Annotated in this window: 9 protein-coding genes and 1 pseudogene; 5 read left to right on the plus strand and 5 right to left on the minus strand. The window is 64.6% G+C overall.

The window, feature by feature from the left end; translation table 11 throughout:
* Positions 1-133 precede the first annotated feature (133 nt).
* Positions 134-1,561, minus strand: a complete 1,428-nt coding sequence (gene pyk / locus RFN28_RS12720; RefSeq protein ID WP_320287680.1) for a pyruvate kinase — start codon at positions 1,559-1,561, stop codon at positions 134-136.
* The gene (locus RFN28_RS12725; protein ID WP_430677941.1) at positions 1,558-2,046 is read right to left on the minus strand and encodes a DUF1036 domain-containing protein; all 489 of its coding nucleotides are present in this window, start codon (positions 2,044-2,046) and stop codon (positions 1,558-1,560) included. Before RFN28_RS12725 ends, pyk begins: the two co-directional genes overlap by 4 nt.
* Positions 2,047-2,293: 247 nt before the next feature.
* Between RFN28_RS12725 and RFN28_RS12730 the strand changes: the two genes are divergently transcribed.
* From RFN28_RS12730 to RFN28_RS12745, 4 genes and pseudogenes are all read left to right on the plus strand, one after another.
* The gene (locus tag RFN28_RS12730; RefSeq protein WP_320287682.1) at positions 2,294-3,091 is read left to right on the plus strand and encodes an N-formylglutamate amidohydrolase; all 798 of its coding nucleotides are present in this window, start codon (positions 2,294-2,296) and stop codon (positions 3,089-3,091) included.
* 29 nt (positions 3,092-3,120) lie between these two features.
* Positions 3,121-3,429 carry a DUF1244 domain-containing protein gene (locus tag RFN28_RS12735; protein WP_320287683.1) on the plus strand — a complete coding sequence of 103 codons (309 nt, stop codon included), beginning with the start codon at positions 3,121-3,123 and terminating at the stop codon, positions 3,427-3,429.
* A gap of 195 nt (positions 3,430-3,624) precedes the next feature.
* Complete coding sequence (locus tag RFN28_RS12740; protein WP_320287684.1) at positions 3,625-4,776, plus strand: IS4 family transposase; 1,152 nt, start codon at positions 3,625-3,627, stop codon at positions 4,774-4,776.
* Between the two features lie 315 nt (positions 4,777-5,091).
* Positions 5,092-6,274, plus strand: a pseudogene (locus RFN28_RS12745) (MFS transporter).
* On the opposite strand, the gene RFN28_RS12750 reads toward RFN28_RS12745, so the two are convergent.
* On the minus strand, positions 6,232-7,146 hold the full coding sequence (locus tag RFN28_RS12750; protein ID WP_320287685.1) for a LysR family transcriptional regulator: 915 nt from the start codon (positions 7,144-7,146) through the stop codon (positions 6,232-6,234). The pseudogene RFN28_RS12745 and the gene RFN28_RS12750 sit on opposite strands and share 43 nt — an antisense overlap.
* 96 nt (positions 7,147-7,242) lie before the next feature.
* Here RFN28_RS12750 and RFN28_RS12755 point away from each other — a divergent pair, with 96 nt between their 5' ends.
* Positions 7,243-8,199 (plus strand): NAD-dependent epimerase/dehydratase family protein, encoded by a 957-nt coding sequence (locus RFN28_RS12755; protein WP_320287686.1) that lies wholly within the window; start codon positions 7,243-7,245, stop codon positions 8,197-8,199.
* A 40-nt stretch (positions 8,200-8,239) separates the two neighbouring features.
* On the opposite strand, the gene RFN28_RS12760 is transcribed toward RFN28_RS12755, so the two are convergent.
* Together RFN28_RS12760 and RFN28_RS12765 are read right to left on the minus strand one after the other, a co-directional pair.
* Complete coding sequence (locus RFN28_RS12760; RefSeq protein WP_320287731.1) at positions 8,240-8,398, minus strand: DUF3309 family protein; 159 nt, start codon at positions 8,396-8,398, stop codon at positions 8,240-8,242.
* Positions 8,399-8,496: 98 nt separating this feature from the next.
* Positions 8,497-11,673: an efflux RND transporter permease subunit gene (locus tag RFN28_RS12765; RefSeq protein ID WP_320287687.1), complete on the minus strand. Its 3,177-nt coding sequence runs from the start codon at positions 11,671-11,673 to the stop codon at positions 8,497-8,499.
* Between the last annotated feature and the right edge of the window lie 10 nt (positions 11,674-11,683).

The following is an 11,683-nucleotide window of genomic DNA, read 5'->3' on the forward strand; positions in this document are numbered from 1 at the left end:
GAAAAGTGCGCAGCGGTTTTCCGTCCGGAATTGCGTAAAGACAAATACTTAGAGCGGGTCGGCGATTCTAGCTGAACCGCTCTAGGATGCTGAGATTCGAGTCAGGCCAGCCCCACCTAAACCCGGCGCGCCCTCAGTGCGTTTCCGACCCGACATAAGCAATGCGCAACATGTTGGTCGAGCCGGGCGTCCGCAGCGGCACGCCGGCGGTGATGATGACGCGGTCGCCCGGCTTGCCGAAGCCTTCGTCGAGCGCGATGCGGCAGGCGCGATCAACCATGTCATCAAGGTCGATGGCGTCCTCCGAAACCACGCAATGCGTGCCCCACAACAGCGACAGTCGCCGCGCCGTGTTGACGATCGGCGACAGCGCTACGATCGGCACCTGCGGGCGCTCGCGCGCGGCGCGCAGGCCGGTGGTGCCCGAAGCGGTGTAGGAGATGATCGCCGACAGTTTCAGCGTCTCGGCGATCTCGCGCGCGGCGAGCGAAATCGCATCCGCCCCGGTCGCTTCCGGCTCCGAGCGCTGCGCATTAATGATGCCGGCATAGGTCGGGTCGGCTTCGACCTTGGTGGCGATGCGGTTCATCATGGCGACCGCCTCGACAGGATAGGCGCCGGCCGCGGACTCGGCAGAAAGCATGATCGCGTCCGCGCCCTCGAACACGGCGATCGACACGTCCGACACTTCGGCGCGGGTCGGCACAGGTGCTGTGATCATCGATTCCAGCATCTGGGTGGCGATCACCACCGGCTTGCCGGCGCGGCGCGCGGCGCGCGTGATCTGCTTCTGGATGCCTGGCACGGCTTCCAGCGGCATCTCGACGCCGAGATCGCCGCGCGCGACCATCAGCGCGTCGGAGAGCTCGATGATCTCGGCCAGGCGGGCCACCGCCTGCGGCTTTTCGATCTTGGCCATGATCAGTGCCCGGCCGCGCGCGATCTTGCGCGCTTCGGCCAAATCCTCCGGCCGCTGCACGAAGGACAGCGCCACCCAGTCGACGCTTGCCGCCAGCACCGCGTCGAGGTCGGCGCGGTCTTTCTCGGTCAGCGCGCCGACCGGCAGGTCGGTGTCGGGCAGGCTGACTCCCTTCTTGTCGGAGATGCCGGTGCCGGCGACGACCGTGCAGGTGATCGACCTGCCGTCGCTCTTCACCGCCTTGAGCTCCAGCTTGCCGTCGTCGATCAAAAGACGATGACCGGCCTCCACCGAGCTCAGGATTTCCGGATGCGGCAGGTAGACACGGCTGGACGTTCCGGGCTCCGGATTGTCGTCGAGCGTGAAGGTCTGGCCGACGGTCAGCGCTTCCTTGCCGTTGGCGAACTTGCCGACCCTGAGCTTTGGCCCCTGCAGGTCGGCGAGGATGCCGATCGGCCGGCCGACGGCCGCCTCGACGGCGCGGATGCGACCGACGAGCGTGCGCATCAGCTCGTGGTCGGTGTGGCTCATATTGATGCGGAAGACATCGGCGCCCGCTTTGAACAGCTTCTTGAGCATCTCCTCGGACGAGGAAGCCGGACCGATGGTGGCGAGGATCTTGACCTTGCGGTTACGTCTCATTGATTGTTTGTTCCCGGAGCAGGGGCCGCTGGTGCGCCTCCCGTTGCGGGCTCGTCGGTCAGCTGGACCATCCAGCTTGCCTGCTCGCCCGTGTCATATTCCTGAAATCCGGCGCGCTGGAAGCCCCGGGCGACGCAATCATTCACGCCGGCGATCTTGAACTCTTTCTCGGCGACGCACATGTTGATCGGGCCGTCCCAACGCCCGCCGCGCTCGGCGTCTTCTGCATAAAGATAGTAAAACCTTGATGAAAGAGGACCCTCGATCAGCGTCTTGCAGGTCGAACCTTCGATGTGCCACCAGCCTTCGGTGATCCAGCCGGCCTTGGCGCGATAGCCGATGCCGACACCCACCAGATTTTGCGTCGCGTTGCAGACGCGGAAGTCGGCGCGAGCCGGCGAGGCCGCGCAAAGCGCGCCCAGGCCCGCGCCCAAGATCAGGAGCGGCAGGGCGAGGCGCTTGCGCAACCTGCCGGCGAAACCCATTCCAAATCCCTTCGCGAACCACATCTGCATCTCTCGAAGCCCCTTTTCAGCAAACTCCGGGCGCATGTCAACGCGCCGTTTTGTTCAATTCCAATCGATTTAGAAGGGCCCAGCGCGCGGTAAGTCGTCCCATCAGGGATTCTTTTGCAGAAACCGTGGCCAAACAACGGCATTGCGCCTGCGTCCTCTTCGTGGAATGACGATACCACCCCGCCTGGAAGCCCGCGAACAGACCGTTTTTCAGCCGATGACCCGATCCACAGTTTTCGCGCCTTTCGACATCGTCGAGGGCGACCGCAAGAAAGGCATCGTGCTTCTGGCCGATCATGCCCGCCGTGACCTGCCGGAAGAGTATGGCAGCCTCGGCCTGCCGGCGGCTGAGTTCGAGCGCCACATCGCCTATGACATCGGTGTCGAGACGGTGACGCGTGAGCTGGCGGCGGCGCTCGACGCGCCGGCGGTGCTCGCCGGCTTCTCTCGGCTTCTGATCGACCCCAACCGGGGCGAGGACGACCCGACGCTGATACGCCAGCTCTATGACGGCACCATCGTGCCGGGGAACTATCCGATGGCCGCCGAGGAACGGGAGAAGCGGCTCGACCGCTTCTACCGGCCCTATCACGACGCGGTTGCCGCCATGATCGCCTCGGTGGCGCACGCCTCGGGGAAGGCGCCGTTCATCTTCTCGGTGCATTCCTTCACCCCCAGCATGCAAGGCTTCATCCGCCCCTGGCACGTCGGCATCCTGTGGGATCGCGACGACCGCGTGGCGCGGCCGCTGATCGACATGCTGGCCGAAGATAGGGCGCTCATCGTCGGCGACAACGAGCCCTATGACGGCGCGCTACGCGGCGACACCATGTTCCGGCACGCCATCGTCAACGGCTACGCCCATGCGCTGATCGAGATTCGCCAGGACCTGATTGCCGACCGCGCCGGCGCTGTTGCCTGGGTGGAGCGTCTGGCCCCGATCGTTGACGCCATCGACCGCCGTGCCGATATACACGAGGTCAAGATGTTCGGCTCGCGCACCGAGCCGGTGTGACGGGCCGCAAGCCCACGGAGTTCCAAGAGATGGCCGAACTCAGCGACGAACAGAAACGCGATTTCGAGGCCGCCGCCTTCCGCCGGCTGGTCGAGCACCTGCGCGAGCGCGGCGACGTCCAGAACATCGACCTCATGAACCTCGCCGGCTTCTGCCGTAACTGCCTGTCGAATTGGTATCGCGAAGCCGCCGAGGCCGACGGCGTCGCGCTGACGAAGGACGAGTCGCGCGAGATCATCTACGGCATGCCTTATGCCGAATGGCAGGCGCTCAACCAGACCGAAGCCTCCGAGGCCAAGAAGGCCGAGTTCGAGGCGAGGCGGCCTAGGGATCATTAGCGAATCGGCCCTAGGCGACCCTCGGCTTCGTCATCCTAGGCGAAGCAGTCGCGAAGCGACGTCGACGCGCCTTCGTCATCCTCGGGCTTGACCCACTGCTGTCCGGTTAAGCGGAGTGGACATAGCGCATGACATTGATTCTACTCGATTTCAGACGTTTCGCGGCGTTTGAGACACGAGCAGGAGATCAATGTCATGCGGCATCACAATAGCGTTTTCCATGCGCTTCTGAAGCACGTTCCATGGGGCGTATTCGATCGGCTTGTGGACAAGCACCAAGCCGATCATCGGGTGCGGCAGCTGACGAGCAAGAGCCAGTTCCTGGCGCTGTTGTTCGGACAACTGTCGGGAGCAACGAGCCTGCGTGAGATCGAGGCGGGGCTGATGAGCCACTCGGCCCGGCTTTATCATGTGGGCGGGCACCCCGTTGCGCGCTCGACGCTGGCCGATGCCAATGCCAAGCGGCCGGCAGGCCTGTTCGCGGAGTTGTTCGCCCACATGGCCGCTGTGGCCGGTCGTCCCGCGCGCCGACAGTTGGCCGATGCCGTGCGCATCCTTGATGCCACGCGGGTACAGCTGTCCTCTCTCAGCAGCGGATGGGTGGACACGGTCAAAGGCGCACGCGCCATCAAGCTGCACATCGTCTTCGATCCCCGCGTTGACGCCCCACTCGCGGCGGCCTTCACAGGCCAAAGGACCAACGACATCACTCCGGCCAAGGCGATGCCCGTCGAACCGGGTATGACCTATGTCTTTGATCTGGCCTACTATGACTTTGCCTGGTGGGCCGAACTCGACGCCAAGGGCTGCCGCGTTGTCTCGCGCCTGAAGAGCCACACCCATCTTGAGGTGACAGCCGAGCAGCCCATATCCGAGGGCGGCAGCATCCTGAGCGACCGCATCGGCCTCCTACCGCAGCGCATGGCCCGCTCGCGCCGCAATCCCTTCGCCGATCCGGTGCGCGAGATCACCGTGCGCATTGCCACCGGCAAGCTCATTCGCCTTCTCACCAACGATCTCGATGCGCCCGCCCAGGAGATCGCGGAGCTCTATAAGGAGCGCTGGCAGATCGAACTGTTCTTCAAGTGGATCAAGCAAAACCTCAAGATCCGCCACTTCCTCGGCACTTCGGAGAACGCAGTGCGCATCCAGGTCTTCGTCGCTCTGATCGCCTACCTGCTCCTGCGCGCCGCTCAGGCGACACAGAAAACCATCAAACAGCCGCTCGCCTTTGCCCGCCTTGTGCGGCTCAACATCATGCACAGGCGCTCAATCGACACCCTCAAAACTCCGCCGCCGCCAAAATATGACGACAGACAGATGATCCTAAGCCTGTGCCCAGCTTAACCGGACAGCAGTGGGCTTGACCCGAGGATCCATGCCGTGACGGTTGCCTGAAAATGCAGAGTGTCAGAATTCTGCACCGCAGCGGCGCCCGAAGGTAACGGCATGGATCCTGGGGTCTGTGCGCGTCGCTTCGCTCCTTGCTCCGCCCCAGGATTACGACGCGAAGATCGTCTCCGCTAACCACCAAAGTAGCAGGCTGCCGCAAACCGGCCCCGCGCGCCTCTTGGTCCAAGCACTTCCCGAATGCGGTCCTTGACTGCAAATTGAATCGATCTAATTTGCCGCGAAATCCACGGGCGCACCGGATTTCAGAGCATGAGCGTGCAAACCAAAATGCAGGCCGCGACGCGTGGCCGCTGGGCTGTGGCCGGCATCTTTCTTGTCAATGGTTTCCTCACCGGCAGCTGGGCGCCGCAGATCCCGGTGTTCCTCACCCGTCTCGACATTTCGAAATTCACGCTCGGCCTGCTGATCCTGCTGTTCGGCGTCGGTGCGGTGATGGCGATGACCTGGTGCGGGCATCTCATCTCCAGGCACGGCTCGCGCAGTGTGCTGCGCTGGTTCGGCGTCTGCGGCAGTTTCGGCCTGCTGGTCGTGGCGCTCGCGCCCAACGTGCCGCTCGCGGCCGTCGCCATGCTGCTCTTCGGCGGCTTGATCGGCGGCATGGACGTGGCCATGAACTCCAACGCCGTGGTTGTCGAACGGCGGCTCTCCCGCGCCATCATGTCGTCCTCGCACGGCTTCTGGAGCCTCGGCGGCTTCGCCGGCGGCGCGCTTGGCGGCTACGCCATCCAGAATTACGGCTACCTCGCGCATGCGACCGTGGTGACCGCAATCGCCTTCGCGGTCATCGCTTTTGCTATTGGTTACCTCATCGCGGAGAATAAGCCGCAGATCGCCGGGCACCAGAAATTTGCGCTGCCCAGGCACACGGTGGTCTATCTGGTCGGCCTCATGGCGCTGCTCACCATGGTTTCCGAGGGCGCCGTGCTCGACTGGGCCGCACTTTATCTCCAGCAGGAGCTCGGTGCCGACCTTGCGATCGCCGGCCTCGCCTATGCCGCCTTCTCCGGCGTCATGGCGCTGATGCGCTTCCTGGGCGACGGCGTGCGCAACCGCTTCGGCGCGGTGGCGACGCTGCGCTGCTCGGCGCTCATCGCCGCCGCCGGCATGTTCGTGGCCGGCCTCTCGCCCTCGCCTTATCTTGCGATTGCCGCCTTCGCCCTCTGCGGCTTCGGCATCGCCAATATGGTGCCGATCCTGTTCTCCAGCCGGCGGCAACCAGGAAGGCATGTCGTCCGGCACCGGTATGAGCGTGGTCACCACCGTGGGCTATTCCGGCATCCTGGTAGCGCCATCGGCGATCGGCTTCGTCGCCGAGCGCTCGAGTTTCGGCCCGATCTTCATCGCGCTTTCAGGCCTGCTGGTCATCGTGCTCTTGATGGCGGGGCTGGCTCACCGGGCCGAATTCGCCGCCGAGCCGGCGCCGGCGGAGTAGCGCCTCAGTTCTTCATGCAGGAAATCCGCCACGCGGCGGATGCGCATGCTGGTGCGCACATCGCGATGCATGGCGAGCCAGACCGGCAGATTGGGCAGGGGCACCTCCGGCAGCAGCTTCTCCAGATCGGGATCGCGGTCAGCCAGCGGCTCCTGACCGATGCCGATGCCGTTGCCGGTCCGCACCGCCTGCCACATCACGATCTGGTTGTCGGTCCTGAAACGGAAGTGGCCGCGGCCGACCGGAATGCCGTAGGCGGTGAAGCTGCGGATGATCTCGTCGCTGCGGTCGAAGCCGATCAGGGCATGATCGGCAAGGTCAGTGGGCGTTTCCGGCCAGCCGCGCCGCTCGAGATAGGATTTTGCCGCGCACAGGCAGAGCGCGATATCAGTGACCTTGCGCGCCACCAGCTCGTTCTGCGCCGGCCTCACCATACGGATGGCGATGTCGGCATCGCGGCGCAGCAGGTTCTCGACCTGGTTCGAGGCGACGATCTCGACCTCGATGCCCGGCTCCTCCTCGCCGAGGCGCGCCGTCATTTCCGGCAGCACGCAGGCCGCGACCACCTCCGAGGCGGCGATGCGCACCGTGCCCTCAATCGCCTCGACCGACCCCAGCGCCAGCAGCGAGAAGGCGTTGGCCTGCTCGGCGACCGCGCGCCCGCGCTCATAGAGCGCGCTGCCCGCCTCCGTCAGCTCATATCCGCGCCGCCCGCGCCGAAACAGTGTCACGCCCAGCGCCTGTTCCAGCTCGGCGATGTGGCGGCCGAGGGTCGGCTGGCTGGCCGCAAGCCTGCGAGCGGCGGCCGAAAGGCTGCCGGTCTCGGCGACCGCGACGAAGCCTTTGATCAGGTTCCAGTCGAATTCAGTCATTCATTTTTGAATAACAGATCGCCGATCTCAGTCAATTTCCATTTGTTTGTGGAGAGGCCAGATTAATCGGGCAAACGCAAGCAACGGAGACGAACAATGACCAAGATCGCAATTCTGGGCGCCAATGGCCGGCTCGGCCGCGTGGTGGCCAAGGCGTTCATCGACGCCGGTTTCGACGTCCGCACCGTCACCCGCACCGGCAAGGTGCCGGGCGAGCTCAGGGGCGCCACGGCGGTTACTGGCGATGCGCTGGACCGCGAGTCGCTGATCCGCGCAACGCAAGGCGTCGACATCATCTTCAACGGCCTGAACCCGATCTACACCGACTGGGGCAAGTGCCTGCCGATGGCCGAGAACGTCATGGCCGCCTGCAGCGCGAATGGCGCGCTGCATCTCTTCCCCGGTACCGTCTACAATTACGGCTCGCCGATGCCTGAGCTGATCACCGAGGAAACGCCGTTCCATCCGACCACCGAGAAGGGCCGCATCCGCGTCGCCATGGAAGACCTGTTCCGCCGCGAGGCCGATGCCGGCCGCGTGCGCACCATTCTTCTCAGGGCTGGCGACTTCTTCGGCGGTACCGGCACCGGTTCCTGGTTCGACCTCGTCGTCGCCGCCAAGATGGAGAAGGGCGTCTACACCGCCCCCGGTCCGGCCGACCTCGTGCATGAATGGGCCTATCTGCCGGACTTCGCGGTTGCCTTCGTCGGGCTGGCGCGCAATCTCGACAAGCTGGGTTTTTACGAGGCGTTGAACTTTCCGGGCCACGCCGTCACCGACCTCGAGATCAAGGCCGCCGCCGAGAAGGCGCTTGGCCGCAAGCTGAAGCTCAGCTTCATGCCCTGGTGGGTGCTGCGCGCCGGCAGCCCGTTCGTGGCCATGTGGCGCGAGATCGTGTCGATGTCTTATCTGCGGTTCGAGGCGCACCGGCTGGTCTCGACGCGGCTGGCAGGCATCATCGGCGAAATCCCGCATACCCAACTCGACCGGGCGGTGGCGCAGGCCATGCAGGATATCGGCATCGGAGTCGCGTCCTCGCGTCAGGCCGCCTGATGCAGAACGGCCGGGTTGCGGAGGCCTGACCGTAAATCGATCAAATCCGACCCATCAGCAGCAGGATCAGCAGAACGATCAAAAGAACGCCGACGATCCCGGAGGGTCCGTAGCCCCAGGCGCGCGAATACGGCCAGGCCGGAACCGCGCCAATCAAGATCAGAATCAGGATGATGATGAGAAGTGTAGTGATCGTCATAAAAAAAGCCCTCGCCGTCTGGTTGAAACCAAAAGGACAATGCAAAAGGCCGCTCGGTTGTTCCCGAGCGGCCTTTGTCATAGGCTTCGAAAAGCGCGCTATTCTGCGGCTTTGGGGAAGGCGATCGCCGGTTCGGCGTCGGTCTCCACGGCCGGCTCGTCGCTCGCAACCTCGCCCTTGCCGCGCCGGAACAGGCGGCTGAACAAGCTGCGCCGCGCGCCGGGCTTCACCTTGGCGCGAGTGAACACCATCAGCATCGACGGCGTGACCACCAGCGTCAGTATGGTGGCGAAGGACAGGCCGAAGACGATCGCCGATGACAGCGAAATCCACCATTGCGTCGACGGCGCGTTGATCGTCGTCTCGTGATGGAAGATTTCGAGGCCGAGGCCGAAGGCGATCGGCAGCACGCCGAGGATCGCCGAAACCGCCGTCAGCACCACCGGCCGGGCGCGCTCGCGGCATGTCTGCAGCACCGCATCCATCTTGTCCCAGCCTTCCTCGCGCAGCCGGTCATAGGTGTCGATGAGAACGATGTTGTTGTTCACCACCACGCCGGCGAGCGCGATGACACCGATGCCCGACATGACGATGCCGAAGGCCTCGCCTGTCAGCAGCAGCCCCAGGAACACGCCGATGGTCGCCATGACCACGCAGGACAAGACAAGCCACACGCTGGTGAACTTGTTGAACTGCGCGAGCAGCACCAGGAAGATCAGGAAGATCGCGGCGCCGAAGGCCTTGCTGAGGAAGGCGCTGGCCTGCGCGCTGTCCTCGTTGGAGCCGGCAAGCTTCCAGCGGATGCCGCTGCCGAGGTTCATGTCGGCGACGGCCTTGGTGACCTCCTGCTGCACGGCCGCCACCTGCGCGCCCGCGCTGACATTGGCTTGCACCACCACCGTGCGCGCGCTGTCGATGCGGTTAAGGATGCCGACGCTTGGTTTTGCCTTGCGGATGACGAAGTTCGAGATCGGCACCGCCCCTTGCGAGGTCTGCACCCGGAGCTCGTCGAGCGTCGACAGCGTACGCCGGTCTTCCGGCAGGCGCAGCCGGATATCGACCGCCTTGTCGGCACCGGCCGGCCGGTATTCCGACAACTTAAGGCCGTTCGTCACCAACTGCACCACGGTTCCGACTGAGGTCGGGCTGATGCCGTATTGTGCGGCCTTGGCGCGGTCGACCTCGAGCGCCCAATCGACGCCGGGCGGCGGCAGGCCGTCGGAAATGTCGATGACGTTGGGCACCTTGGCGATCCGCGCCGCCACCGCGCGCGCCTTGTCGTCGAGCCCGGCAGGGTCGGCGGCCGACAGCCTGATCTGGATCGGCTTGCCGGTCGGCGGGCCTGCCTCCGGCACGCGCACCTCGACATCGACGCCGGGAATACCCGCCATGACGCCGCGCAGGTCGTTGAGGATCTGGTTGGCGGATTTGCGCTGGCGCCAGTCGACGAATTCGTACTGGATGACGCCAACCACGTCTTCCGGAACGTCCTGGCCGCCGCCTTGCGTCTTGCCGACGCGCGTATAGACCGACTTCACCCCCGGCCAGCCGAGCAGGCGGCTTTCGGCAGTCTTTGTGGCGGCGTCCATTTCGGCCAGCGAAAGGTTGCCGCGGGCATGCACGTAGAGCAGGCCGTAGTCCGGCTCGACATTGGGGAAGAATTCGACACCGGCGCCATACTTCGAATAGGCGAAGCCGACGCCGACCAGAAGGCCGACGGTGAGCAGGATGACGGTGATCGGGAAGCGCACCGCCTGCTTGACCAGGCCCATGTACCAGCCGTCGCGATGATCCTCCTCGTGATGCGCCGGCGCCTTGGCGAAGATGGCGCCCAGCGTCGGCGCGAAGACCAGCGCATAGAGCATGGAGGCCGACAGCGTCACGATCAGCGTGATCGGCATATACTTCATGAAGTCGCCGATGATGCCAGGCCAGAACAAGAGCGGCGAGAAGGCGGCGATGCGCGTCATCGTCGCCGCGATCACAGGGCCGGCCATGCGCTTGGCAGCGAGGGCGAACGCGTCCGCCTTCGGCATGCCTTCGCTCATGCGCCGCTCCGCGAATTCGGTGACGATGATGGCGTCATCGACCAGCATGCCGACCGCCAGGATGAGGCTGAACAGCACGATCATGTTGATCGTGTAGCCCATCATCGCAAGCAGCAGGATGCCGATCAGGAAGGATGACGGGATGGCAAGGCCGATGAGCAGCGAGGCGCGGCCCGACAGTGCATAGAGGATGACGATGAAAACAAGAATCACCGCGATCATCACGTGGTTCTGCAGGTCGCCCAGCAGCTGGTTGACGAAGACCGACTTGTCCTGCGTGTAGGTGACATGCATGCCTTCGGGCATCGACTTGATGAAGCCGTCGGACACCGCGCGGACCTGGGTCAGCGTGTCGATCAAATTGGCGCCGATGCGCTTCTTCACCTCGATGGCGATCGCCGGCTTGCCGTCGAGGTGAGTAACCGTCTCGGCGTCCTTGAAGGTCGAGCGGATCGTGGCGATGTCCTTCGCCTGCACCACGGCGTTGGGCGTGGCGACCACCGGCAAGTTGGCGACATCCTCCGGCGTCTCGATCAGCGACGGCACCTTGACCGCGTATTTGCCCTCCGAGCCCTCGAGATTGCCGGCGGCGACCAGGCTGTTCGAGGCCCCGACGCCTTGCATCACCTGATCGAGCTGCAGCCCATAGGAGGAAAGCTTCACTGGATCGACGACGACCTCGACCAGGTCGTCGCGCGCGCCCTGCAGCGAGCCTTCCAGCACGCCCGGCACCTCCTCGATGCGGTCGCGCAATTCGCGCGCGGCCGCTGTCAGCACGCGCTCCGGCACGTCGCCGGAGAGCGTCACGACAAGAACCGGGAATTCGGAGACGTTGACTTCGGTGACCGTTGGCTCCTCGGCCGCCTGCGGCAGGTCGGCCTTGGCGTCCTGCACCTTGCTGCGGGTGTCCTGGAGCGCGGTGGCCAGATTGGTCTGCGGCTGGAATTCGACCAGCACGTAGCCGCCGCCCTGGAAGGCGGCCGAGCGCATCTCCTTCAGCCCCTTGAGGCTCTTCAGCTTGCTTTCCATCGGCCGAAGCAGCAGGCGCTCGGAGTCCTCCGGCGAGATGCCCTGGTAGACCAGGCTGACATACATCATCGGAATCGGAACGTCCGGCTCCGCTTCCTTCGGCGTCGATTGATAGGCGACCCAACCCGCGGCGAGCAGGAACATCAGCGCCGATATTGTGAGGCGGGCGTTGCGGATGGCGAGTCTGACGATGTCCATGACTTATGCC

It is taken from the genome of Mesorhizobium album, assembly GCF_033977205.1.
GTDB lineage: Bacteria > Pseudomonadota > Alphaproteobacteria > Rhizobiales > Rhizobiaceae > Mesorhizobium > Mesorhizobium album.

What these genes read in the sequence shown, in the direction of transcription:
- pyk (WP_320287680.1), bottom strand. Translation starts at nt 1,561, where the DNA reads ATGAGACGTAACCGCAAGGTCAAGATCCTCGCCACCATCGGTCCGGCT.
- RFN28_RS12725 (WP_430677941.1), bottom strand. Translation starts at nt 2,046, where the DNA reads ATGGGTTTCGCCGGCAGGTTGCGCAAGCGCCTCGCCCTGCCGCTCCTG.
- RFN28_RS12730 (WP_320287682.1), top strand. Translation starts at nt 2,294, where the DNA reads ATGACCCGATCCACAGTTTTCGCGCCTTTCGACATCGTCGAGGGCGAC.
- RFN28_RS12735 (WP_320287683.1), top strand. Translation starts at nt 3,121, where the DNA reads ATGGCCGAACTCAGCGACGAACAGAAACGCGATTTCGAGGCCGCCGCC.
- RFN28_RS12740 (WP_320287684.1), top strand. Translation starts at nt 3,625, where the DNA reads ATGCGGCATCACAATAGCGTTTTCCATGCGCTTCTGAAGCACGTTCCA.
- RFN28_RS12750 (WP_320287685.1), bottom strand. Translation starts at nt 7,146, where the DNA reads ATGACTGAATTCGACTGGAACCTGATCAAAGGCTTCGTCGCGGTCGCC.
- RFN28_RS12755 (WP_320287686.1), top strand. Translation starts at nt 7,243, where the DNA reads ATGACCAAGATCGCAATTCTGGGCGCCAATGGCCGGCTCGGCCGCGTG.
- RFN28_RS12760 (WP_320287731.1), bottom strand. Translation starts at nt 8,398, where the DNA reads ATGACGATCACTACACTTCTCATCATCATCCTGATTCTGATCTTGATT.
- RFN28_RS12765 (WP_320287687.1), bottom strand. Translation starts at nt 11,673, where the DNA reads ATGGACATCGTCAGACTCGCCATCCGCAACGCCCGCCTCACAATATCG.